The sequence below is a fragment of the Peribacillus sp. NPDC097197 genome (assembly GCF_050278025.1).
Taxonomy (GTDB): Bacteria; Bacillota; Bacilli; order Bacillales; family DSM-1321; genus Peribacillus.
In genome coordinates this window covers 245,446-269,750 of sequence record NZ_JBNNST010000002.1, presented here as the reverse complement: position 1 = coordinate 269,750, position 24,305 = coordinate 245,446, and the positions used below count along the sequence as shown (strand labels likewise).

Annotated in this window: 23 protein-coding genes; 20 read left to right on the top strand and 3 right to left on the bottom strand. The window is 39.7% G+C overall.

Annotated elements, in window-relative coordinates:
* The first annotated feature begins 209 nt into the window (after positions 1-209).
* Both ACQKL6_RS03695 and ACQKL6_RS03690 read left to right on the top strand, forming a co-directional pair.
* Positions 210-842, top strand: coding sequence for a LysE family transporter (locus ACQKL6_RS03695; RefSeq protein WP_427591772.1), 633 nt, complete (start codon positions 210-212; stop codon positions 840-842).
* 182 nt (positions 843-1,024) lie between these two features.
* Positions 1,025-2,362: an amino acid permease gene (locus ACQKL6_RS03690; RefSeq protein ID WP_427650669.1), complete on the top strand. Its 1,338-nt coding sequence runs from the start codon at positions 1,025-1,027 to the stop codon at positions 2,360-2,362.
* Positions 2,363-2,422: 60 nt separating this feature from the next.
* Here the strand turns inward: ACQKL6_RS03690 and ACQKL6_RS03685 are convergent, their stop codons facing one another.
* Complete coding sequence (locus tag ACQKL6_RS03685) at positions 2,423-2,866, bottom strand: DUF5392 family protein (protein ID WP_402869040.1); 444 nt, start codon at positions 2,864-2,866, stop codon at positions 2,423-2,425.
* A 392-nt stretch (positions 2,867-3,258) separates the two neighbouring features.
* Between ACQKL6_RS03685 and ACQKL6_RS03680 the strand changes: the two genes are divergently transcribed.
* The 6 genes from ACQKL6_RS03680 (at position 3,259) to ACQKL6_RS03655 (ending at position 8,615) form a co-directional block, all read left to right on the top strand.
* Entirely contained in the window at positions 3,259-3,639 is a 381-nt protein-coding gene (locus tag ACQKL6_RS03680; RefSeq protein ID WP_402869039.1) for a hypothetical protein, read from the top strand.
* Entirely contained in the window at positions 3,629-4,087 is a 459-nt protein-coding gene (locus ACQKL6_RS03675) for an aminodeoxychorismate lyase (RefSeq protein WP_402956778.1), read from the top strand. Before ACQKL6_RS03680 ends, ACQKL6_RS03675 begins: the two co-directional genes overlap by 11 nt.
* Before the next feature lie 233 nt (positions 4,088-4,320).
* On the top strand, positions 4,321-6,492 hold the full coding sequence (locus ACQKL6_RS03670; RefSeq protein WP_427650595.1) for a DNA topoisomerase III: 2,172 nt from the start codon (positions 4,321-4,323) through the stop codon (positions 6,490-6,492).
* Positions 6,493-6,586: 94 nt separating this feature from the next.
* Positions 6,587-7,015, top strand: a complete 429-nt coding sequence (gene mntR, locus ACQKL6_RS03665; RefSeq protein WP_402869035.1) for a transcriptional regulator MntR — start codon at positions 6,587-6,589, stop codon at positions 7,013-7,015.
* 209 nt (positions 7,016-7,224) lie between these two features.
* On the top strand, positions 7,225-7,920 hold the full coding sequence (locus ACQKL6_RS03660) for a class I SAM-dependent methyltransferase (RefSeq protein ID WP_403121830.1): 696 nt from the start codon (positions 7,225-7,227) through the stop codon (positions 7,918-7,920).
* Complete coding sequence (locus ACQKL6_RS03655; protein WP_402988802.1) at positions 7,920-8,615, top strand: AIM24 family protein; 696 nt, start codon at positions 7,920-7,922, stop codon at positions 8,613-8,615. The genes ACQKL6_RS03660 and ACQKL6_RS03655 overlap by 1 nt, the downstream gene beginning before the upstream one ends.
* A gap of 246 nt (positions 8,616-8,861) precedes the next feature.
* Here ACQKL6_RS03655 and metA read toward each other — a convergent pair whose 3' ends face one another.
* Positions 8,862-9,770 carry a homoserine O-acetyltransferase MetA gene (gene metA, locus ACQKL6_RS03650; protein ID WP_403121828.1) on the bottom strand — a complete coding sequence of 303 codons (909 nt, stop codon included), beginning with the start codon at positions 9,768-9,770 and terminating at the stop codon, positions 8,862-8,864.
* 182 nt (positions 9,771-9,952) lie between these two features.
* On the opposite strand from metA, the gene ACQKL6_RS03645 reads away from it, so the two are divergent.
* The 9 genes from ACQKL6_RS03645 to ACQKL6_RS03605 all read left to right on the top strand — a co-directional run bounded on the left by ACQKL6_RS03645 (position 9,953) and on the right by ACQKL6_RS03605 (position 19,332).
* Positions 9,953-10,495: a hypothetical protein gene (locus tag ACQKL6_RS03645; protein WP_427650594.1), complete on the top strand. Its 543-nt coding sequence runs from the start codon at positions 9,953-9,955 to the stop codon at positions 10,493-10,495.
* Between the two features lie 78 nt (positions 10,496-10,573).
* Positions 10,574-11,053 carry a glutathione peroxidase gene (locus ACQKL6_RS03640; protein ID WP_402869026.1) on the top strand — a complete coding sequence of 160 codons (480 nt, stop codon included), beginning with the start codon at positions 10,574-10,576 and terminating at the stop codon, positions 11,051-11,053.
* 132 nt (positions 11,054-11,185) lie between these two features.
* Entirely contained in the window at positions 11,186-12,031 is an 846-nt protein-coding gene (locus tag ACQKL6_RS03635; RefSeq protein ID WP_402956784.1) for a DegV family protein, read from the top strand.
* A 61-nt stretch (positions 12,032-12,092) separates the two neighbouring features.
* The gene (locus ACQKL6_RS03630; RefSeq protein ID WP_402956786.1) at positions 12,093-12,737 is read left to right on the top strand and encodes an HD domain-containing protein; all 645 of its coding nucleotides are present in this window, start codon (positions 12,093-12,095) and stop codon (positions 12,735-12,737) included.
* A complete protein-coding gene (locus ACQKL6_RS03625) occupies positions 12,734-14,611 on the top strand; it encodes an ABC-F family ATP-binding cassette domain-containing protein (protein ID WP_427650592.1) in 1,878 nt (625 codons plus the stop codon). Before ACQKL6_RS03630 ends, ACQKL6_RS03625 begins: the two co-directional genes overlap by 4 nt.
* Before the next feature lie 133 nt (positions 14,612-14,744).
* A complete protein-coding gene (locus ACQKL6_RS03620; protein WP_402869018.1) occupies positions 14,745-15,869 on the top strand; it encodes a conserved virulence factor C family protein in 1,125 nt (374 codons plus the stop codon).
* 290 nt (positions 15,870-16,159) lie between these two features.
* The gene (ilvD, locus tag ACQKL6_RS03615) at positions 16,160-17,845 is read left to right on the top strand and encodes a dihydroxy-acid dehydratase (RefSeq protein ID WP_402956790.1); all 1,686 of its coding nucleotides are present in this window, start codon (positions 16,160-16,162) and stop codon (positions 17,843-17,845) included.
* 195 nt (positions 17,846-18,040) lie between these two features.
* Positions 18,041-18,475 carry a BrxA/BrxB family bacilliredoxin gene (locus ACQKL6_RS03610; protein ID WP_402956792.1) on the top strand — a complete coding sequence of 145 codons (435 nt, stop codon included), beginning with the start codon at positions 18,041-18,043 and terminating at the stop codon, positions 18,473-18,475.
* A 77-nt stretch (positions 18,476-18,552) separates the two neighbouring features.
* A complete protein-coding gene (locus ACQKL6_RS03605) occupies positions 18,553-19,332 on the top strand; it encodes a class I SAM-dependent methyltransferase (RefSeq protein ID WP_403121820.1) in 780 nt (259 codons plus the stop codon).
* Between the two features lie 2 nt (positions 19,333-19,334).
* On the opposite strand, the gene ggt is transcribed toward ACQKL6_RS03605, so the two are convergent.
* On the bottom strand, positions 19,335-21,029 hold the full coding sequence (gene ggt, locus ACQKL6_RS03600; RefSeq protein ID WP_427650589.1) for a gamma-glutamyltransferase: 1,695 nt from the start codon (positions 21,027-21,029) through the stop codon (positions 19,335-19,337).
* A 431-nt stretch (positions 21,030-21,460) separates the two neighbouring features.
* Between ggt and ACQKL6_RS03595 the strand changes: the two genes are divergently transcribed.
* From ACQKL6_RS03595 to ACQKL6_RS03585, 3 genes are all read left to right on the top strand, one after another.
* Positions 21,461-22,075: a YpjP family protein gene (locus ACQKL6_RS03595; protein WP_402956796.1), complete on the top strand. Its 615-nt coding sequence runs from the start codon at positions 21,461-21,463 to the stop codon at positions 22,073-22,075.
* Positions 22,076-22,279: 204 nt separating this feature from the next.
* Positions 22,280-23,056 (top strand): TerC family protein, encoded by a 777-nt coding sequence (locus ACQKL6_RS03590; protein ID WP_402869007.1) that lies wholly within the window; start codon positions 22,280-22,282, stop codon positions 23,054-23,056.
* 490 nt (positions 23,057-23,546) lie between these two features.
* Positions 23,547-24,257 (top strand): anthrax toxin lethal factor-related metalloendopeptidase, encoded by a 711-nt coding sequence (locus ACQKL6_RS03585; RefSeq protein ID WP_403121817.1) that lies wholly within the window; start codon positions 23,547-23,549, stop codon positions 24,255-24,257.
* Positions 24,258-24,305: the final 48 nt, after the last annotated feature.

Here is a 24,305-nt window from a genome sequence, read left to right as displayed (position 1 = left end):
CTCTCAAACCCATTTTTTTATAATCCTAAAAAGATTGTTCAAAAGAGGGGGGAATCTATTAGATGTCGTGTGCTTGATTTATGTATTCATATTAAATATGGGGTGATTCAGACTTAGATTGTGCACAGAACCTTCCAGGTAAAAGTAATAGGTTGGGGATTTTCTCATAGAATGTACAAGTTATTACCTAAACGAATGGAGGGATGCTTTTGAGTGTACATTTACTTTTAAGTTACTTCTTTTTAGGAATAACCCTTGCTGCCCCGATTGGGCCGGTAAATTCCGCTCGAATAGATAAAGGAATCAAGAATGGATTTTGGCATGCGTGGATTGTGGGGGCAGGATCCATGATAGCAGATGCCATTTTCATGATTTTAGTTTATATTGGCATGGTAAGGTTCTTAGAGATACCAGTCGTTCAAATTTTCTTTTGGCTCTTTGGTGGATTCGTTCTCATTTATACGGGGTTCGAAAGCGTTGTTCAGTCCAACAAAATAACCTTAAATCAATATAGAAATAGGGATTCCTTACTTTCCTGTTTTTTAACCGGGTTCATTATGTCGGTAACCAGTCCATTATCCATTTTGTTTTGGTTAGGGATATACGGGTCGATTTTAGCTAAAACCGCATCCAGTTATGGTACGTCACAAGTATTCATTTATAGTGGGATGATATTTCTGGGCCTCACTTGCTGGGATTTTTTTGTAGCCTTATTGACGAATGGGTTTAGGAGATTTTTAACAGAAAGAAGCTTAAGGGTCATATCCATCACCTCGGGTGCATCACTTTTAGGCTTTGGTGGTTATTTTGCTTATCAAGGCATTAAAGCCATCGTTTCATAAGGTTCTAAATCCCTTTAACACATTTCTATTTCATTATGGAACTTCTTTCTAACATAATTCATTGAAGGTTTATTCATACTATGGATGATGGAAGGGGGAATTCTTATGAAAAAAAAGCCAATTGCAGCTCAGCAAAAGGGAATGCCGCTAAAAACACTGCATCAAGTGAACAACAAGGTGACATGCAATGGTGGCAGCTATCTTTAGTCGGTGTCGGATGCACGATTGGGACAGGGTATTTTCTAGGTTCGACAATAGGAATTAAAACAACTGGGCCATCCATTGTGTTTTCCTTTGTATTGGCTGCGTTAGGTACATATATCGTATATAATCTGCTTGCTAAAATGACAGCTGCAGACCCTCAAAAGGGTTCATTTTGTTATTATGCTAATAAAGCATTCGGAAGATGGGCTGGCTTTAGCAGTGGCTGGAATTATTGGTCCTCTAATATTTTGATAATGGGTAGCCAGCTAACAGCACTTTCTCTCCTCTCTCAATTTTGGTTTCCAAAGGTGCCATTATGGCTATTTGCCTCTGGATTCGCGCTTGTTTCAATAGTGGTCGTTTTGCTGGGAACAAAGGGTTTTGACAGAGTTGAAAACATCCTTGCAGTTATCAAGACAGCGGCTATCTTCATGTTTATCATCATTGCCATATGTGCGGTAGTCGGTTGGTTTGGACTAGATGGTGGGAAGCCGCCTTCATTTCCGAATACGTACCATGAATTATTTCCAAAAAGGATGAAAGGTTTTTGGACATCGCTCATTTATGCTTTTTATGCATTTGGCGGCATTGAAGTGATAGGGCTGATGGCAATGCAATTGAAAAAGAAAGAAGATGCGCAAAAGGCAGGAACCATCATGCTTTTAGTTCTGACCATCATCTATGTAATATCTTTAGGATTAGCCGTGACAATGGTTTCGATGGAAGCATTCAGTGAAAAGGAAAGTCCCTTTGTAACAGCCATTGATAGTTATCATCTTACATTCTTTCCACATGTTTTTAATGGAGCCATCATCATAGCGGGCTTTTCAACGATGACCGCTTCATTATTTGGGGTAACCAATTTGTTGGTGACACTTGCGGATGATGGAAATGCCCCTTCATTTTTCATGAAGAAGATAAAGAAGTTTAAAGACCTTCCGTTACCTTCTCTCGTTCTGGCAGCCATAGGGCTCCTGGGGTCCATTATTACAGCTTTACTACTGCCAGGAAAGATTTATGAATACATTACAACATCAGCTGGTATCTTACTTTTGTATAATTGGGGTTTCATCATACTTTCTTCGCTTAAAATTCTCGAACATAAATTGTGGAGTAAAGTCATTGCTATTTTCGGGATTGTTTTAATACTTATAACAGTTAGTGGAACCCTTCTTGAAAAGGAGATACGTCCTGGATTCTTCATCAGTTTAATATTCATCATAATCATCGGGCTTGCTACCATTTATATGAAGTTAAAGGTTTGGAATAAGGACAAGGCGATGACGGCGAGGGCAAAAAGATCGGAACTAGATTAAAAAATGGAACCTGACTTATCATGTCGGGTTCCATTTTTTGTTTAGATTTTGTTAACGGATTTAACTATGGGAGGAGTTGTTCTTTCTTTGTTCTTCTTCGGCCAGAAACTCAATGAAAACATTCATCGCTAAAAAAGGGTGTTCATTCACTTTTTGATAATAATTATTTTTCCTTGCATCCGTTAGATAGGTACTTTTTTTCATTCTCTCAAGGACAAACTTTTGGCTCATTTTCACTATTTCTTTTTGGTTGTGTTTATTTTCTTTCATTAAAGCAAATCCTATTGCACCTATTAGTGCATAAATACATAGTGCTATTTTAGAAATAGGATAAGAATCATTCATAAACAAGAGGAAAAAAAGGTTTATAACGGAAAATCCTATCATTACGGTGGAGAAGAAACCATACTTCATATTTTTCTTCAATAAGGGATTTAATTTCATTTGGATTTTCTTCAATTCACTTTGCATAGAGTGTGGAATATTCTTGACCTTTATATTCATCGTATCCTCCTTTAGTAATCGCTGCTGCTAGTTTTTCCTTCTATATAAAAAGATCATCCATTAATATAATCATTTTAAAAAATCTTTCATAGTAATTCGTGATTACATACATTCTAACGTGTAAAAAATTATTTGTCATTTATTATACGTTAAAGGGGGGACACGAGAAATGGCTAGTAAGAGTGAGAAAGAGTAGAAGAATCTTAGGGATTGGAAAATGGGGGATTATACATGAAAATCTTTAATAATTTAGTAATCACGTATTTTTTTGTCATAAATACATGACTTTTGTTCTGTTTTATCAAGGTTCGGCTAATTAAAATCGAGTTTTCGACTAAATCCAGCTATAATGAGTAAGCTAGAAGGATTTATAAGGTTAAGGAGGAAATAGAATGATGTCATGGACGTTAGCCATTTTGTTTGGTGTGGCAGTTTTACTCTTCATTTTTTCGTTTATAAAGACGGATTCGATGAAAGTAGAACAGCAAATTGAACAGGTTACAAGTACCTTTGGAGACGAAGTAAGCCAATTACAAATGCAAATAAGAAGTCTTGAGATAGATGCTGAAATAATGGCACAAGAAGCAGGTTTACTGTCTGGACCCCCTGAGAAGTGGATTTTGTTGCACGATGTACTAGATTTATATAAACGTGGATATTCAATCGATAGCATAGCAGCAAAAAAAGAACGATCTATTGAAGACATAGAAAACCTACTTGCTCCTTACATAAAAGCAAAGAACGAAAGGAGAAAAGTTGTCAATGACATCTAAATCGATGCGCAGCTTTGCCGGTGGCATTCTTGTTGCAGCAGGTATATGCGGAGCAGTATATTTCTTCGATTCTGAAGAAACGGCTAGCACAAAAACAGTAGAAAAATTATCTGATGATGAGATGAAAAACAAGTTAACTTCTGAAGGGTATGTCATTCATACCGAAAAAGAATATCAAGAGCAACTTGATGAATTGAAAGCCAACCAGGAGGTAGCTGAAAAAGGGACGAGCGAAAAGATTATTTATCGGACGGTCCTGAAAGTTACCAAAGGCATGACCAGCATTGATGTTGGTAAACATCTTAAACGGTCGAAAATCATCCCGAATGCCCAAGATTTCTTTAATGAAGTCGAAAAGAAGGGCAAGGCGAACAATTTACGTCCGGGTTCTTATGTGATAGATAGTGAAATGGAGACTGAGGAAATAATCTCTATTATCTTTAAGTAAGCATATTAATGAAGCAACTCATATGAAAAGCCGACTATCAAATGGATAGTCGGCCTTTTATGTCGTCTACAAACGCCATATCATTTTCGAACTGACTACCTGACTGCAGCAGGATAGTTCAATGTTTTCAAATGGGGACCTGGGACAAAAGCGACCCCCTATCTTTCCGATTTTCATAATTAAGGTATAATATAAGTGTGAAAGTATTTTGTAACGGATTAGGTGAAGAGAATATGAAGCTGATCATTGCCGAGAAACCTGATCAAGGTTCAACATTGGCAGCTCAATTTAAATCGAAGAAACAGCAAGGATATATAGAAATCATGCCAAACGAGCTTTTCCCCGATGGCGCTTATGTAACGTGGGCAGTCGGTCATTTATGTCAACTAGTATCACCGGAAACCTATCATTCTAACTGGAAAAAATGGTCGATTGATACCCTGCCGATGATACCGGAAAAATTTCAATACGAAGTGACCCGCCAAAAGGCCAAACAGTTCAATGTGGTCAAGACTTTGCTGAGTAAACCGAATGTTGATGAAATCATTCATGCTGGGGATGCTGGTCGCGAAGGGGAATTGATTGTACGTAATATCATTTCACTATGTCATGTCAAAAAGCCGATGAAACGTTTGTGGATTTCCTCACTGACTCCAAAGGCCATATATGAAGGGTTTCAAAATCTAATCAGTGAAGAGAAAACCAGGCCACTTTACCATGAAGCGTATACGCGTGCTTGTGCGGATTGGGTAGTAGGCATGAATGCATCAAGGGTATATAGCATTCTCTTGAAAAAAAAGGGTGTATCGGATGTATTTTCAGCAGGTCGCGTTCAGACCCCAACCCTTGCTTTGATAGTCAAAAGGGAATTGGAAATCGAACGGTTCAAATCAGAACCGTTTTGGGAAGTATTTGCAGACTTCAAGATGGATGGAAAGAAGTATCAGGGAAAATGGCAACAAAATAATGATTCGAGAATCCAGACTAAAGAGATGGCAGAGAAAATAGCTGCATTTTGTAAGGGAAAAGAAGCTGAAATTGCCGATATGACAACGGAAAGAAAAGAGTTTCAGCCTCCGCTCTTATTTAATCTGTCGTCATTGCAAGCAACTGTGAATAAGCTCTATAAGTACTCACCTAAAAAAACCCTGGATATCGTTCAAAGTTTATACCAAAAAGGAATTGTATCCTATCCACGGTCGGATTCCAACTATGTCACTAAAGGCGAAGCTGAAACATTTCCGGACATTATGCAAAAATTAAGTGGATTTTCAGAATATCAACCCTTTTTCCCGTTACCTGTCTCCAGTATCAGCGACAATAAACGATTTGTTAACGAAAAAAAAGTTACGGATCACTATGCCATCATTCCGACAGAACAGGTTGTAGATCCAAAACGACTTTCCGGTGAGGAACGTAATATATATGATTTAGTGGTACGTAGACTGATTGCGGCACATTATGAAAAAGCCATTTTTGATTACACGACGATCAAGACAAAGGTCGAGAAGAGGGCCGAGTTCATTTCAAAGGGTAAACAACAGATTCAAGAAGGGTGGCGTAAGGTCATTTTTCAAGATGAGAAAGATGATGATGTTCTTTTACCCCTCCTTAAACAAGGCGATTCTGGGCTAGTGTCCAAGGTAAAAGTGAAAGAAGGAAAAACCCAGCCACCGAAGCGTTATACAGAGGGTCAGCTAATAACCTTGATGAAAACGGCGGGAAAGCATCTGGAAAATGAAGAGCTTGAAAAGGTCCTGATGAAAACAGAAGGCTTAGGAACCGAAGCGACACGTGCGGGGATCATTACCATGCTGAAAGATCGAAAATATATTGATGTTAAGAAAAACCAGGTATTTGCAACCGATAAAGGGAAGGTTCTCATTACAGCAATTGGCGAGAAAATCCTTGCTTCTCCAGAAATGACGGCTAAATGGGAGCAGCGCCTAAGGGAAATCGGGGAAGGTAAGGCTTCCGCGGGTGCTTTCATGGAAGCCGTTAAAAAGATGTCCACAAAGATTATTAGCGATGCCGTTGAGTCTTGTGAAGCCTGGGACTTTCAAGGTCTAGATATCGATTCGATTCAAAGACCGGGTTTTAAGAAAAAAAGTGTGACATCAGTAGGAAGTTGCAAGAAATGTGGTGCTAAAGTTGTCGATAAAGGGGAATTCTATGGATGTGCAAGTTATCAGAAAACCAAATGTAACTTTACCGTCTCAAAAAAAATCCTTAATAAAAAAATCAGTCAGGTCAATGTTAAAAAGCTTTTATCCCATGGAGAAACCGATGTGATCAGTGGTTTCAAAAAAGGGGACAAGACGTTTGATGCTGCTTTAATTTGGTCTGATACCGAGAAGAAGGTAATTTTAAAATTTATATCGGATCAACCAGTTAAGCAAAATTAAGCGTTTCTACCATGCCCTGAGACGATATAATCTTGTTTCAGGGTCGTTTTTATAGTAAGATTTTTAGATATGCGTTTGAATGGGAGGATTCCTGATGCCTACACCGAGCATGGAGGATTACATAGAACAGATATATTTACTTATAGAAGAAAAAGGATATGCAAGGGTTTCGGATATTGCTGAAAACCTATCTGTACATCCTTCTTCAGTGACGAAGATGGTACAAAAGCTAGACCACGAAAAGTATTTAATCTATGAGAAGTATCGTGGTTTGGTTTTGACAGCAAATGGTAAAAAAGTGGGTAAACGACTTGTTTACCGTCATGAATTATTGGAGCAGATGCTACGATTGATAGGGGTCAAGGAAGAAAATATCTACCATGATGTTGAAGGAATCGAGCATCACCTGAGCTGGAATGCGATAGACCGAATTGGTGACCTTGTAGAATTCTTTGAGGAATCACCTAGCCGGGTTGAGGATTTAAGAAATATACAAAAGAAAAATGAAGAAAATGCAAAATAAGCTGCCATGGGCAGTTTTTTTTTGCTCTAAAACCATCATTCGTTTCTTAAATAAGCAACCACATGACGGGGAAAAGAGGATTTTTAGTCTTAAAACAGAATAGCTATTATAAAGGGGATATTTTGAAATACCATAAAATATATCCATTTAAATCATGAAAAAGGTGCGATCAGTAAATCTGAAAAACTATGTGAAATGGGGAATGACATTTGAATGTAAAAACTTGGCATAAAGAAGCAGAAAAGAAATGGGATGTTTTTGCCCCGACATGGGCGAAGAATTCACAGGAAATGTGGGAGACCGGTAGTCGTAAAAAGATCATCCCTTTCTTTTCCGAGTATGTGGAGTCGGGATCGAAGGTTGTGGATATAGGTTGCGGAGACGGAGTCGGTTCTTCAAAACTCGCCCAAGCCGGTTACGCTGTTACAGGTGTGGACCTTTCAACCGTCATGGTTGAATTGGCTAAGGAAAATGCCGACCAACAACCCGGCCTTTCTTTTACTCAAGGAGATTTTTACAGTCTCCCATTTAAGGATGATGAAATGGATGCCGCTTTGGTGATCAATTCACTTGAATATACTGGTGAGCCACTGACGGTGATGAAGGAAATACATCGAATTATAAAGCCCGGGGGATATGTATGTTTTGGAATACTAGGACCTACGGCGGAGCCTCGTAAAAAATTTAGTTACCAACGGTTATTTGGTGAAGATGTGATCATGAATACGATGCAGGCCTGGGAATTTGAAAAGCTTGCACTATCTACTGGTTGGAAGCTAGTCGCTGAGACTGGTGTTGAAAAAAGAGGGGTGGACTACTCCAAGCTAGGTCACTTTTCAAAAGAATTGAAACAATCCGTTTCATTTATGTGGCTCTTCCTCTTTCAAAAAGAAGGTATTCAATGATGGAAAAATATCATATCAATCAATTTGTCGAAAAAACGAAACAGCAGGATAAGGGCCAGGGATTATTTGAACTGGAGACGGAACGAATTCTTGAAATCAATCTCGAACAACAAATCTGGGCCAAAATGGGGACGATGATTTCATACCGGGGCAGTATTAAGTTCGAACGAGAAGGCATGCTGGAGCATGGGATTGGAAAATTATTTAAGAAAGCCTTTACTGGTGAAGGTACCTCTTTAATGAAAGCGACAGGGAAAGGGAAGCTATATGTGGCCGACCAAGGAAAGAAGATTTCGATTATACAATTGAATGGAGAGGCCATTTGTATAAACGGCAATGATTTACTTGCCTTTGAATCAAGTGTGAAATGGGACATTAAAATGATGAGACGCATTGCCGGATTGTTGGCTGGTGGATTGTTCAATGTCAGGCTTGAAGGAAATGGGATGGTTGCGTTCACATCACACTACGAACCCCTCACTTTACTTGTTGAAGAGGGAAAGCCAGTCTATACAGATCCAAATGCGACCGTCGCCTGGTCAGGGAACTTACAGCCAGACTTCGTAACGGATGTATCCTTGAAATCATTTTTTGGGAGAGGAAGCGGAGAGTCAGTTCAGATGAAATTCGAAGGACAGGGGTTTATTGTTGTCCAGCCCTATGAAGAAGTATATTTTGGCGATAAAGAGTCTTAAAAAGTAAAATTAGATTCCTTTTTTTATGATAATAGAAGAGTAGTAAATGAATGATTTGAGAATGAAGAAAAAGGATGAGTAGATACACGTTTGCATTTAACAGACATAGGTATTCAATATCATTTCATTCTAGTGCGAAATAAAAAAATCCTGAGTTTCTCATCAGGATTTTTCATTAGACAGATGTGTGGCAGGTTCCCCCAAAAAGGGCAATCAACGGACAAAGACCCTTTTTTTCTTTCGCTTTCAATCCCAATCATATGGCGTGGATTGATAGACGTAATAATTGAGCCAGTTGGAAAACATGAGGCTACAGTGACTTTTCCAACGATGCAACGGAGTTTTAGATGGGTCATTATCCGGAAAGTAGTTTTCGGGGAGCTGGGTTTCGATTCCGCGCTCAATATCGCGTTTATATTCGTCACCGAGCGTTCCCGCATCATACTCGAAATGACCAGTCACCATAATTCTCTTTGAATCGGTTGAAGCGGCTATTAACACACCGGCTTGATCTGATTGTGCTAAGATTTTCAGTTCGGGATGATTCACTAACTTTTGATAATCTATGTCAGTATAGCGAGAATGAGGAGCCAAGAAATAATCGTCGAAGCCACGGACGAGGTCTTCATTCGGTTCAAGAACCTCATGTTTATAGATGCCAAAGCATTTTTCCGGAAGCTCATATTTACCTATACCATAATGGTGGTATAGAGCTGCTTGAGCCCCCCAACAAATATGTAGGGTGGATGTGACATTTTTGCTTGACCAGTTCATGATATCTTTTAATTCTTCCCAATAATTAACTTCTTGAAAGTCCATCTTTTCGACAGGTGCTCCCGTGATGATCATCCCATCATATTTTTTTGAACGAATGTCTGCAAAAGAATTATAAAATTGATTTAAATGAAATTTACTTGTGTTTTTGGATTCATGGGTACTCAAACCCAGAAATGATATATTTACTTGAATAGGCGTGTTGCCAAGAAAACGCAGTAACTGTGCCTCTGTTTTTTCTTTTTCAGGCATAAGGTTTAAAATCAATATATTTAATGGCCGGATTTCCTGGCTGATTGCCCGTTCCTCATCCATTACAAAGATGTTCTCTTCTTCTAAAATCTCTTTAGCTGGCAGGTGTCTTGGTATTTTGATTGGCATAGTTAGCTTTGCCTCCTTTGTGAAATCATAATATTTCAATTATATAGAAAATTTAAAAATAGAAAAGCAATTTTTTTATTTTTTTAGATCCTCATAAGAATTTTGTAGAATGGTAAAATGATGATGAGTTATATAAAACTTGTTTATGACAGTTAAGAATCTAGAAGAGGGGTATATGGATATTGTTTGATCCTACAGCATATGAGAATATGAAAGTGGTATTGGAAGGAGCGGTATATGACCGCGACCTCATTGGGGATATATTGGTTATTGGTCGTGATGATATCGTCAATCTCTCAACACTTGCAAGGAAATATAAAATTGAGTTAGAAATGAAAGAATCAGAGCATACTGATTCTGTGACCGGCGGCTTTGAGGTATACGCTTCACTGGAGAATTTAAGTTCCGAGCTGCTGCAGTCGAACCTGAATGAAACGCATTCCGGTTGTGCCGTGAATTTATTCATTTCCATACCGAGAAAGCTCAACAGCTTGGAAGTTAGAAATATATTAATTGAACTCGAGACCCTTTGGGGGAGTGAGAGAATCATTAAATTGACTACTTCTGAAACGGTTAGTGAAAAAGAACCATCCTCATCATGCCATTCAACATTTGGTATTTCTTTCGGAAGACTTATAAAGGAAGAGCAAATGGAAGATTTAGAAGATATGGTAGAGTATCTAATACAATCCGTACAAATTGTTGAAGGTTCTTTAAATAACTAATCAAGAACACTCAAACTGGAAAAGTTTCCTTCACTTAAGGTAAAATGACCTCATCAGGGCTAAAGGGAGAGATCATATATGTCCATTTATGAATTTGAAGTGAAAAAGATCAATGGTGATGTCATTTCGCTTGAGGAGTACAAGGGAAAAGTATTGATTATAGTTAACACGGCTAGTAAATGTGGATTTTCACCACAGTATGATGACCTGCAGAGCCTATATGTGCAATACAAAGAGGACGGTCTGGAAGTTCTAGGGTTTCCTTGCAATCAGTTCCTCAACCAAGAGCCTGGCGACGAGCTTGAAATCGATTCCTATTGTAAGCTCAATCACGGTGTAACCTTTCCAATGTTTGCGAAAGTGAATGTGAATGGAAAAGACGCTCACCCGCTATTTAGCTATATAACGGAGAATGCACCAGGAATGATGGGATCGAAGTCAATAAAATGGAACTTCACCAAATTTTTGATCGACCGTGAAGGGAATATTGTGAACCGCTATGCTCCCAAAACAAAACCGCTTGAAATGGAAGAAGATATAAAAAAATTGCTATCATGATTCAATGGCCCACCGTGTTCTTATCGGTGGGCTTTTTATTTAAGGAATAAAAGGGTCCGTAATTTAAAGGGGGAAAAATGGGGATAAAGTGGAATATAATAGGTAACAACTATTTTACCCAGGAGGGAAACAATGGAACGGATTGCATGGGTTACGGACAGTACGGCTTTATTGGACGAGGAACTATCTCAAAATGAACATGTATATGTCGTACCTATGATTGTCATCATGGATGGTGAGGAATACGAAGATGGTGTCGACCTACTACCTGAAGAACTGTATCGCAAAATGAAGGAGGAAAATAAGGTCCCGACCACCTCCCAGCCATCAGTGGGCACCTTTTACGAGTTGTATAGGAAACTTGAAAAAGACTATGATCGGGTGGTTTCCATCCATCTCTCAAGTAAATTGAGTGGGACGGTCTCCTCAAGCCGTCAGGCAGCACAACTTGTCACGATACCTGTGGATGTTTTTGACACCTTGCTTATATCGTATCCGATGATTCTGTTATTAAAAAGGCTCATGCACTATATAAACAGCGGGTTCTCAATGGAAGAAGCTTTCACCCTTACACGGAAGTATGCAGATAGCCATGAGACATATGTCTTGATTGGCTCATTAGACCAACTACACCGGAGTGGGCGGTTAACGGGGACTCAGTATTACCTTGGAAGTCTATTGAGCTTAAAACCGATCATAACCATAGAGAATGGGTTGCTGCAAACCAAAACGAAAACTCGAAATCTTAAGAAAGCGGAAAATCAAATATTCCATGAATTACGCAAATCCATTTCATTGGGCAAGGTAAAAGAATGCAGTATCTTGTACGGAGGTTCACCCGTTCAGGCCGAACCATGGGAAAAGAGGATTACAGAAGAGTTTCCAGAAGTGAAAATACATATATCACCACTAGGTAGTGCAATAGGGGTGCATACAGGTGAACAGACAATCGGGATCAGTTGGTTCAAGGAAGTTTAGGGCAATTTCCCTTTCTAAAAATTAGAACCATGGTAAAATAGAAAGGACATGGAGTGGTGAAATGCAAAAAACAATAATTGAACAAACGGAATCATTTGTCTACGAACAATTAAAATCTGATGTCAGTGGCCATGATTGGTATCATATCAATCGGGTTCGGAAGCTGGCCTTACATATTGCACGTGAAGAAAAAAAGGGTAATGAATTCATAATCGAGATGGCAGCCCTCCTTCATGATATTCCAGATGATAAATTGAATGATGATATGGAAGCAGGTTGGAATAAGCTCGATGATTGGTTGAAGATGACCGGGGTGGACCTGAATACGGTTAAGGAGATAAAGGAGATTATTTCTACCATTTCCTACAGTGCTGGAGAAGTGAATCTGACGTCCATCGAAGCTGAAATTGTTCAGGATGCCGATCGTTTGGATGCTCTCGGGGCGATTGGAATTGCAAGAACATTTGCGTATGGGGGTAAAAAGGGACAACCTATGTATGATCCATCTCTCTCGGTCCGTGAAGAGATGACCAAGCAGGAATATCGAATGGGTAAAAGCTCTTCCGTCCACCATTTTTATGAAAAATTATTACGTTTACAAGACTTGCTTAACACAGATACAGCGAAGAATATCGCGAGTGAACGCCATGAATACATGGTTCGTTTTCTAGAAGAATTCTATAAGGAATGGGATGTACGTTTATGAAAGTTTTTAGCATGGAACATGTAATGAAAACCCAAGGAGAGAAGCTTCTTTTTAAAGATGTTTCTTTATCCATCAGTGAAGGTGAAAAGATCGGGATCGTCGGTATAAATGGGACCGGTAAATCCACGCTGTTGAATATTATAGCTGGATTGGAAGAAAGTGACCTGGGTACGAAGGATCATCCGAATGACTATACAATTTCTTATTTATCACAAGATCCTGACTTTGATGAACAATTGACCATTATGGAGTATATGTATGAAAGTTCGACACCCGTATTCTCCTTGATAAAAGAATATGAAAAAACATTGGTGCAATTGCAAATCGATCCCCAAAATAGTGAAGTGCAAAATCGATTATTGAAGCAACAACAATCTATGGATGCTCTTAATGCCTGGGATACTAGCGCCAATGCCCGGACAATCTTGACTAAGCTAGGCCTTCCTGATCATTCTCGGAAATTGGGTGAGCTTTCAGGTGGACAAAAGAAACGGGCAGCATTGGCAAAGACATTGATAGAAACTCCTGATTTGCTCATTTTGGATGAGCCAACCAACCATCTGGATTTTGAAAGTATCACCTGGTTGGAAGAATACTTATCAAAGCATCAGAAATCCGTCTTATTTGTGACCCATGATCGATATTTTCTTGATCGTGTGTCCAATAAAATATGGGAAATAGCTCAAGCTCAGCTTTTTGAATACAAGGGGAATTATGCAGACTACCTTGAATCAAAAGCCATAAGGGAAGAAAATGAATCAACTGAACGTTCAAAAAAAGAGAGTCTCTTCAAAAAAGAATTGGCCTGGATCCGCAAAGGGGCCAAGGCGCGCTCAACGAAGCAAAAGGCTAGGATTCAACGTTTTGAAACGTTAGAAACCGGTGTTAAGGATAAGCAGAAAAACGAAAGCCTTGAAATGGAATTAAGCGGCGCCCGTCTAGGGAAAAAAGTGTTGGAACTGCAAGGCGTCTCCAAATCATTCGGTAATCAGACAATTATCAAAGATTTATCTTTCCTTTTCAAGCCAGGCGATCGTATTGGGATTGTCGGTAATAACGGAAGTGGAAAATCCACACTATTGAATATCTTGGCCGGACGCGAACCGTTGGATGGTGGAAATCTTGAAATCGGGCAAACCGTCAAAATCGGCTACTATACACAAGAAAGCATCGATATGGATGAAAATCTCCGAATGATCGAATATATCCGGCAAACGGCTGATTCAATTGCTCTTAAAGATGGTAGCTTCATATCCGCTGCACAAATGCTTGAGAGGTTCTTGTTCCCCATGGGTTCGCATGGCACTCCGATACGGAAACTTTCAGGAGGAGAAAAAAGACGACTTTATTTATTGAACATCTTGATGGGTTCACCCAATGTCCTTTTATTGGATGAACCGACAAATGACCTGGACACACAAACCTTGACAGTCCTTGAAGACTATTTAGAAACGTTTTCGGGAGTCGTCATCACCGTTTCGCATGATCGGTACTTTCTTGATAAAACTTGTCACCAACTACTCGTCTTCAAAGATAAAGGTAAAATAGATTTTTATTACGGAAACTACTCTGAGTTTTTAGAGGAAAAGACAGAAGAAACGGTTCCTCAAAAAACTATCGAGCCACAGCCTAATCGGACGGAAAAGAAGAAGAAAAAGCTTACTTATGCGGAAAGTAAGGAATGGGAAGAAATCGAAGGGAAAATGGAGCAAGTCGAAGGTCGCCTGAAGGATATCACAGCCGAAATGTCAGCAGCCGGCAGTGATTTTGAAAAGGTCCGCCTGCTTCTAGAAGAAGAAAAAGAGCTTAACGAAAAGTTAGAGTATACAATGGAAAGATGGACATATCTCGCTGAAAAACTTGAAGGGGAATAAGCTGAAGACTGGGCCAGGATGCGTTAGCTTGGCCCGGTCTTTTTTTCGGTGAATCTCAATTGCATGAGAATCTCTTGCCAGTGTGATAAAATCTAGGACACGAGGAAACGTATTGATAAAGGAGAGAAAAGCATTGAATATTAAATCGATAGAACCTACGCCAAGTCCAAATACAATGAAAATTAATCTTACGGAAGAATTGCCAGCAGGCAAGAGCAATAATTATAAAAAAGATCAAGCGGAACTTGCGCCGCAAATGATAAAAGACATGTTACAAATTGACGGTGTCAAGGGTGTATACCATGTGGCTGACTTTTTAGCAGTCGAACGTAATGCGAAATTTGATTGGAAAGATATTTTGGTCCAAGTTCGCCAAGTTTTCGGTGAGGATACTGGAAAACAAAATCAACAAGCGCAAATAAATGAGCATTATGGAGAAGTTTCCGTTTCCATCCAACAATTTAAAGGTATTCCCATGCAGATTAAAGCAAATGATAGCACACACGAAAAACGTTTTGCGTTACCGGAGTATTTCATTAAGGGCATATCAGCTTCGCAAAAAGAAGATGATAATGTCGTCCTACTTCGTAAATGGAAGGATTACGGCATTCGCTACGGAGAAATGGAAGACATCGTCAAGGAAGTAGCGGCAGAATTGGTTGCAGCTTATCCGGAGGAAAGAATTAATAAATTAGTTGATGCCGCCCAAGAAACCGTGGATAAAAAAGAACCGGTCATCAATCGCCCCAAAATAAAATTGACCGTTGACATGTTAGACGATGAAAGTTGGGAAAAGAGATATCAATTATTGGATCAGATGAGCGATCCGACGGTTGAAGATATTCCGGTACTGGAAAAAGCCCTTGCCGATAGCAAAGTTTCCATTCGTCGACTTGCTGCTGTATATTTAGGGATGATTGAAGATCCAAAAGTCCTTCCTAGCTTATATAAAGCATTGAGGGATTCAAGTGCCGCTGTAAGAAGGACGGCCGGGGACTGTTTATCTGATCTTGGGTTTGAGGAAGCAATGGGTGAAATGGCATTATCTCTATCGGATAAAAATAAACTAGTGAGATGGAGGGCAGCCATGTTTTTATACGAAGTTGGTGATGAATCCATCCTACCTTTTTTAAAGAAAGCTGAACAAGACCCCGAATTTGAAGTCGCACTCCAAGTGAAAATGGCCCTTGATAGAATCGAGAATGGGGAAGAAGCGAAAGGTTCTGTATGGAAACAAATGACGGAATCAAGAAAGTAAAAAATAAGTAAGTTTAAAGACCGAAAGAGGATAATCACAGACCGTGTAAGGACGTGTTTGTTGGTCATCCTCTTTTTTTTATAAAAAAGGGATGAAAGATTAGGTGAAAAATGTATAAAATCATCCATTTATATGAATAAATCCCTTTTCTACTATTTTAGAAAAATGTTTATGTAGAAAACTTTGAGCTAGAATGGTTACATTTGACCACATTTATGTTAGAATTTTTAGAGTATTATAAAAAGTTAATATATTCAATGTTAATTTGCTAAAATGAGGGGGCTACATAAATGTCTACAGCAAAAATGAGAAGCGACATGATTACAAAAGGGGTTGACCGTGCTCCACATAGAAGTCTATTGCGTGCAGCGGGTGTTAAAGAAGAAGATTTCGGCAAACCGTTCATTGCGGTTTGTAATTCATATATTGATATCGTTCCTGGGCACGTCCATCTTCAGGAGTTCGGTAAGATCGTGAAGGAAGCAATCAGGGAAGCTGGCGGGGTTCCATTTGAATTTAATACAATCGGAGTAGACGATGGAATCGCCATGGGACATATTGGTATGCGTTATTCTTTACCAAGTCGTGAAATCATTGCTGACTCCGTAGAAACGGTTGTTTCTGCACATTGGTTTGATGGGATGGTTTGCATTCCAAACTGTGACAAGATTACACCAGGGATGATGATGGGGGCACTTCGTGTCAATATCCCGACGATGTTCGTCAGCGGAGGACCTATGAAGGCTGGAAAAGATAAGAATGGTAAGTCTCTATCCTTAACATCGGTCTTTGAGGGTGTTGGAGCCTATCAAGCAGGTAATATTGAAGCAGAAGACTTAGAAGAAATCGAACAAGTGGCATGTCCTACGTGCGGTTCTTGTTCAGGGATGTTTACTGCCAATTCGATGAACTGTTTAGCTGAAGGATTAGGTCTTGCCCTTCCAGGTAATGGTACTATTTTAGCCGTAGCTGAAGAACGAAAGGAATTCGTAAAGAAATCAGCTAAACAACTGATGGAACTAATCAAAATGGATCGTAAACCGCGCGATATCGTTACGATGGAAGCGATTGATAATGCATTTGCTTTGGATATGGCCATGGGTGGATCGACCAATACCGTCCTTCATACCCTTGCTTTGGCCCATGAAGCAGGTTTTGAGTATCCAATGGAGAGAATAAATGAAATAGCCGGAAGGGTACCACATCTTGCAAAGATTGCACCGGCATCGGATTATCATATTGAAGATGTCCATAATGCAGGTGGGGTCAGTGCTATTATTCATGAGTTACTGAAAAAGCCAGGAGCGTTCAATGGTGATTGTCTGTCTGTATCCGGTAAAACGCTACGTGAAAATGTGGAAGGCTGCGAAATCTTGAATACGGATGTCATCCATCCCCTAGATAACCCGCATTCCGAACGTGGAGGACTTGCGGTATTATTCGGGAATCTGGCTCCTCTAGGATCGATCATTAAAGTGGGTGCCGTAGACGAGTCTGTCGGCGGTTATCACCGAGGTCCCGCAATCTGCTTTGATTCCCAAGAAGATGCGTTGTCAGGAATTATTACTGGTAAAGTAAAAGAAGGGGATGTCGTGGTCATTCGATATGAAGGACCTAAAGGCGGACCGGGTATGCCGGAAATGCTGGCACCAACTTCGCAAATCGTCGGCAGGGGTCTTGGGGCCAAGGTAGGTTTAATTACCGATGGGCGTTTCTCAGGTGCTTCTAGAGGGATCAGTATCGGTCATATATCTCCTGAAGCAGCCGAAGGAGGACCAATAGCCTTTGTAGAAAATGGAGATATCATTGAGCTGGATTTGAATAATCGTATCATCCAGTTGGAAATTTCTGACGAAGAATTTGAAAAACGCAAAGCGAATTGGAAAGGATTCGAACCAAAGGTAACAAGAGGGTATCTGGGTCGTTATTCCAAGCTTGTCACCAATGCAAGCACTGGCGGCGTCATGAAGATTTAATCCACAAATGAAAGGGTGGCAGCAGATAATTCTGCTGCCTATTTTCTATGCAGGGCTTGGATGTTGGTAAACCTAAATTGTGTGGATTCAAGGTTAAGGTTCGCCTTTCGTAGAAGGTTTAAGCGTCAACTTTGCATTATGAACATAAATTATAGTATCCTTATAGTCATCTAGTTATTTCAAGGGGGAATTATTATGTCTATGGCTTATGATGAATACATGAAACAAATGGTGAAGCCAATGCGTGCTGAATTGGTGCAAGCGGGTTTTAAGGAATTGGAAACAGCTGAAAAGGTTGAGGAATTCATGGAGGCAGCCGAAGGGACTACACTTGTTGTCGTCAATTCAGTTTGTGGCTGTGCTGCAGGTTTAGCTCGTCCAGCAGCGACTCAAGCTGTACTCCAAGCAGAGAAGAAGCCAAATAATCTAGTCACTGTATTTGCAGGGCAAGATAAAGAAGCGACAGCTAAAATGCGTGAGTACTTTAATGGGATTGAACCTTCTTCTCCATCCATGGCTCTATTAAAAGGGAAAGAGGTCGTTCATTTCATTCCTCGCCATGATATTGAAGGCCAGCCTATGGAAGCTATCATGGAAAATCTCTTGGTAGCATTCGATAATGTAAAGTAAAATAAAATAAGTAAAAAAAAGAATGTCCTGTAAAAGGGCATTCTTTTTCAAATTCAGAGTATTAAAGGAGCAGGTACATGTTTGTGACTACAGCTGGACGAGCTGACCAAGATGTTATAGAGTTGGCAAAAGAGTTCGCGATGGATCAAAAGATTCCTTTTGTATCGAGGAGAAAACGTTCGATTCAGGATATTCAAAGGGAAAACGACAAGGATGATTGTCTCGTTTTCGGGAGAAATAGAATGGAAATATACCGGTACGGAGAGAGGGAGCCTTTCTTTTTCCATCCTAACTTAGCGATGATTCGATTGAAGCGATTACTGAATGGGGAGGCTGATCCATTTCTTATTGCAGGGGATATTAAAGAAGGGGACTCCGTGCTTGATTGTACATTGGGATTAGGTGCTGACTCCATTGTCGCTAGTTTTGCAGTCGGTAGTAAAGGGCGTGTGTTAGCGCTGGAGGGAAATAAATACTTGGCATTACTTGTGGACCATGGTTTAAAGACTTGGAGTGATGCAGAAGAGTGGATGTTATCAGTAATGAGGCGGATAGAAGTTATGGAGGCTAATCATAATGAGTTATTGAAAACTTTACCGGATAATCATTTCGATGTCGTCTATTTTGATCCGATGTTTGAGGAGACCATTGAAGAATCTAATGGCATTAAAGGCCTGACCCATTTTGCTGCAAATCATGATTTCACCATAGAAATAATAAATGAAGCCAAGCGGGTCGCACGAAAAAGAGTTGTGTTGAAAGATCATTTTCGCAGTACCCGCTTCCAGAGATTTGGATTTGACGTGTTGGAACGAAAAACCTCAAAATTCCATTATGGCTTCATTTCCATTTTATGAATTCATTCGGTCTGATAATCCCCTTCATCAAGACCCATTGCACAGCCTTCACGGCTGGAATCAGCAGCGCCATAATTCGAACCGTCCAATGGGTTGATTTGTATGGCCTGGACATTACCGATTGAGTGGGGGACTTCATTGAAGGCAAATCCCATTCCTTCGAGGTGTCCCTTGCTGTTCATATCAATCCCGGCTTCCCATTCAATATGTGGGCCCATCGGCGTGAAAATTCTTGGTTCTTCAATTGCCGCCTTTAAGTCCATTTTGAAATCGAGCACATTAATGATGGTTTGGACAACTGAGCTAATGATGGTCGGTCCCCCAGGGGAACCAAGTGTTAAAATGGGTTGATTGTCTTTAAAAATGATGGTCGGACTCTTACAGCTTACTGGTCGTTTATTAGGCTGTACTTCATTCATGCCGCCTGGAACGGAATCAAAGTCGGTCAATTCATTATTCAACATGAAACCATAGTCGGAAACCATGATGCCAGAACCGAAAGGGTGCTCAACAGTCGAGGTGCAAGCCGCGATGTTGCCCCATCTGTCACGCACCGTGAAGTGGGTGGTTTCACTGCGTTCTTCATCATTTGGCTGTTGAATCACTTCCCTTTGCTTCACGGAATCATACTTCCATGGATTTCCGAAATCAATGGCATTGTTCCGTGACTTGAAATTAATGAACTTCCGTCGTTCAGCTATATATTCGTCATGCATAAGACCCGTAAGCGGTAATTCGGCAAATTCAGGATCAGCCAGAAATGCCTTTTTATCTGTAAAGGCCAGACGCATCGCTTCCGCTATCAGATAATATTTCTCCCAGGAACGTACATCATATTGCTCTAGATGGAATGATTCTAATATCTTTAATATTTGAATGACGGTAAACCCTCCCGCGCTAGGAGCCATCGAAGAGACAATTTTATAATCTTTATAGGTGCCGACCATGGGTTCATCAACGGTTGCTTTGTAATCTCTTAAATCGGCCATTTCCATGAATCCGCCTTGTTCCTTGATACAGGAAATGATTCCTTCACCAATCTCGCCCTCATAAAAAGCAGATACCCCTTCGCGTTGTAAAATCCTATAAGTATTTGCCAGCTTTTCCTTAACTAATATATCTCCCACCTGGTATGGTTTTCCTTCGGGCATGAAGAAGTTTCGCGCTTCATCACCCAATCGATATTCAAAGTTTTTAAGGGCATCACAAAGTACCCAGTTGACCGGGACCCCATTTTCAGCAAATTCTATAGAGGGTTCAATGAGTTCGGCTAATGGCTTGCTACCATATTCATTGAGCGCTTCATCCATCGCCTTTAGAATTCCTGGAATGCCAACTGCCGTCCCTTTTGTCGAACGCTCTTTAAAGGGAATAACCTCCCCATTTTCATCCAGGAACAATTCAGGATATGCCGCTTTAGGTGCCCTGACATGTCCATCGAATATCTTCGTTTTTTTACTTTTTTCATTATAAACCATAAGGAATCCACTGCCGCCTATTCCTGTCATCATAGGTTCCACGATATTTAATGCAAATTGGATGGCTACTGCTGCATCAACGGCATTTCCGCCATCGCGTAAGACCTTTTCCCCGATTTTAGTCGCAACTGGATGAGCCGTGACGACCATACCAGCTTTTCCTGTTGCCGTTTCTCTTTTATAGTTTTCTTCTTTGGTTTTTTCATCGATGTTTTCCATCAAAATTCCTCCAGTATATCGTCTTAAGTTCTTTCTTGAGCTAGAGACGAACTTCATTGAAAAGAAAACCTTGTCATTAATAGAATGACAAGGACTCTTTCATAAGTATTTTAGTCTTAATCAGCAAATGATAAATATACGAAAAATGCTAATGTAACAAGACATAAAGCCACCATGGCGGTTGTAGTCAAAGCCATTTATAAGCCCTCCTTAAAAAGATACCTGAATCTATTTAAGTTCTACAAATTACCTAATAATCCTTTAATTTATATATTTATAGTGAAAAATGGTATAAAAGATGCAACACGTATGTTGCATATAGGTATTTATCCTTTTTGGCGATTTTTGAAACATGGGGTATTATATATTCGTATTACCTGGAAAATCGCAGTATACTAGAAAAAAGGAACAACAGGAGGGGGGATAATGGTTTGAAAACGGCAACATGGTTTAGGAAAAGTCTTGTCATTTTAGTTTCCGTTTTAACGTTTGGACTTGTCACACCTACAGATTTGGCATGGTTAGCTGATGCTGACTCTCTAAAAGATTCGAAAAAAGCGGTAGTGCAAGAAGACCATACACCATTTCCTTCTGCACAGGAATCTAGTGGCTTCAATCATTTCGACCGTGATAACTTTTTATCGGATATACTTGATAAAGCAGAAGAAAGCGCTTATGTGAAATTTGGTGAAAAAATAAACCCTAAAATAGGTGATGAGTTCAAAATGATCATTTTGCCGAAAATAGAAGAGACGGTAAACGATATGGCGAACCAATTTCCTGATGAAAAACTGCAACAGCTAACTATCACGGAGCGGCCAAGTGCAGGTAGATCCGAAAAAATTTTTCATATTTATGACTCGATAAGTGGAAATGATGTCATCCGATTCCATGTTAGGCAGGAAAATCCACCGTTAGAAGGATATTGGTTTAATTTTCATTATCACACGTACCACGATTCTTTTGCCACGCATTATGACATCGGGAAAATATATTGGGATAAAAACACTCCTCCCAAATGGACGAATCAAGATAGAATATCCTAAATCTCTTCGTTCATTGATTTTATCTAAAGGGAAGAGTATGATGATAATGAACATACATAAAGGTAAGTTCATAATGTTCTTTTTGGATACGTTGTTCTGCAACGTATTTATTTTGTGTGAAATAATACATAGCAAGAAAAACTGCGCTGTGCCTCTAGAGAGCACTTGCAGTGAATTTTATAGTTTTGCAGAGGTGCTTTAATCATGTCAGTAGAATTGCTAAATAAAATCTTCCATACCTATTCCCAGTTTTTTGATTGGGATATGTGGGGGGAAGTACTAACAGACCCTGTTAGCTGGGGATTAATTGGGACACTTGTCTTAATGGAAGGCCTTTTATCGGCTGATAACGCTTTGGTATTGGCCGTTATGGTTCGGCATCTTCCGGAAAAACAAAGGAAAAAGGCCCTTTTCTATGGATTATTGGGTGCATATGCATTCCGTTTCTTAGCCATTGGAATAGGTGTCTATCTCATCAAGATTTCTTGGGTAAAAATCCTCGGAGCTGTTTATCTTGCCTGGCTTTCATTCAAGTATTTCCGAGATAAGAGAAATAAACAGGCTAACCAGGATGAAGAGTTACAGGGAATGAGTAAAAATAGTTTATTAATCCGTATGTTCGGTAATTTATGGGGAACGGTTGTCGCTGTTGAGATGATGGATATTGCTTTTTCCGTTGATAGTGTCTTGGCTGCCTTTGGGGTGAGTGAAAAGATTTGGGTCCTCCTGTTGGGCGGAATGATCGGTGTCCTGATGATGCGGGGCGTTGCCGGAGTCTTTTTGAAACTGATTGATAAGATTCCTGAATTGGAAACGGCTGCCTATGTCTTGATAGGGTTCATATCGATTAAAATGCTTCTTTCGGTGGCGAAAATCGAAGTTCCACATGTCATCTTCTTTTTGACCATTCTTGTTATTTTTGGAACGACCATCTTGCTTCATTTTCAGAGGGAAAAAAAGCTTAAAGAACACAGTAAATAATCTTACGGAAAAGAGCTGATACCAAAATGGTGTCAGCTCTTTCTTTGGAAATAAAATTCAAATAGATGAAAAAGGAGAGTGAAAAATGTAAAAAAGAGCAAAGGGTATAACAGGTTTAGCCATAGTGATGTGAGGAATGGATGCAGCAAGATGCCAAAGAAAATCGAAAATAGCAATAGATCTAGAATGATGAACACTTTTAAACTGTAAATTTCCAGTACTTCCTCGGCTAGTTCATGTGGTTCTGGCAGGATGAGACTTCTGTTAACTGGTTTCATGGTATCACCTTGAACCTTTTTTGATTATATTATTTTATATGAAAATGCTGGGTGATCCGTGCCTCGTGAGAAAAGAATATTCCACTTATTTTTACCAAAAATACATCAATCAATTATAGAGGAGTTTCATGTTATACTAGAATAATAAATTGGGATTGAAGTATACATATTTCTTTGAAATATCCTATTAAACCATGGAAAGGATGTAGAAGGTGACAAATAAAAAGTGGATTGGATTATTCATTTTGGCAGGCTGTTTCCTTTCTATGCTTTCCATCTCTTTTGCTAAGGAAGATGGTTTAAAGTGGAGGGACTTGAAAAAAGATAGCCTACTAAGGCAGGCAGCCATTTTTCAGGATCAAGAGACATTACAGAACTTGTTTATATATCCTGTAGATGAATTTGATGAAGAGGAAGCCTTAAACATAGTTGAAACAATCAATAAACTCCCGCATTCCCTTCAAGTGAAAATTATTGATCGGGGTGTGAAAATAAAGCTTTTCAGTGGGAGCCTGACAGACAATCGTTCTGCAGCTCATTTAAAGGGGCAGACACCAAGAGGGTATGTTAATCCCAGCACTACATGGGATGATGTTCCGGGTATGGGGGGCTCGCATATGGTCTTGGTTAAAATCGGCGCGAGCGATAAAGGTAACGGCCATAGTTCTATAAATCTCGAACTCCATGAAATTGCCCATTCCATCGATAAAATCGTGTATGGCGGCATTCGTGAGGATATGGATTATTTAAGCGTATGGGGAAAAGAAGTAGATGCACTGTTTCCTGGTCAACCTTATTTTTCTACATATCCCGAAGAATACTTTGCGGAAGCGTTTGCGATGTTTTATGTAAATCCGGAACAAAATCAATTGCTAAGACGGAAAGCTCCAGAGACCTACCATTTTATTAAACAACTAGATTGAATAATTTAATTCAATCGTAATTCACATTGACACATTGAACTGGTAACA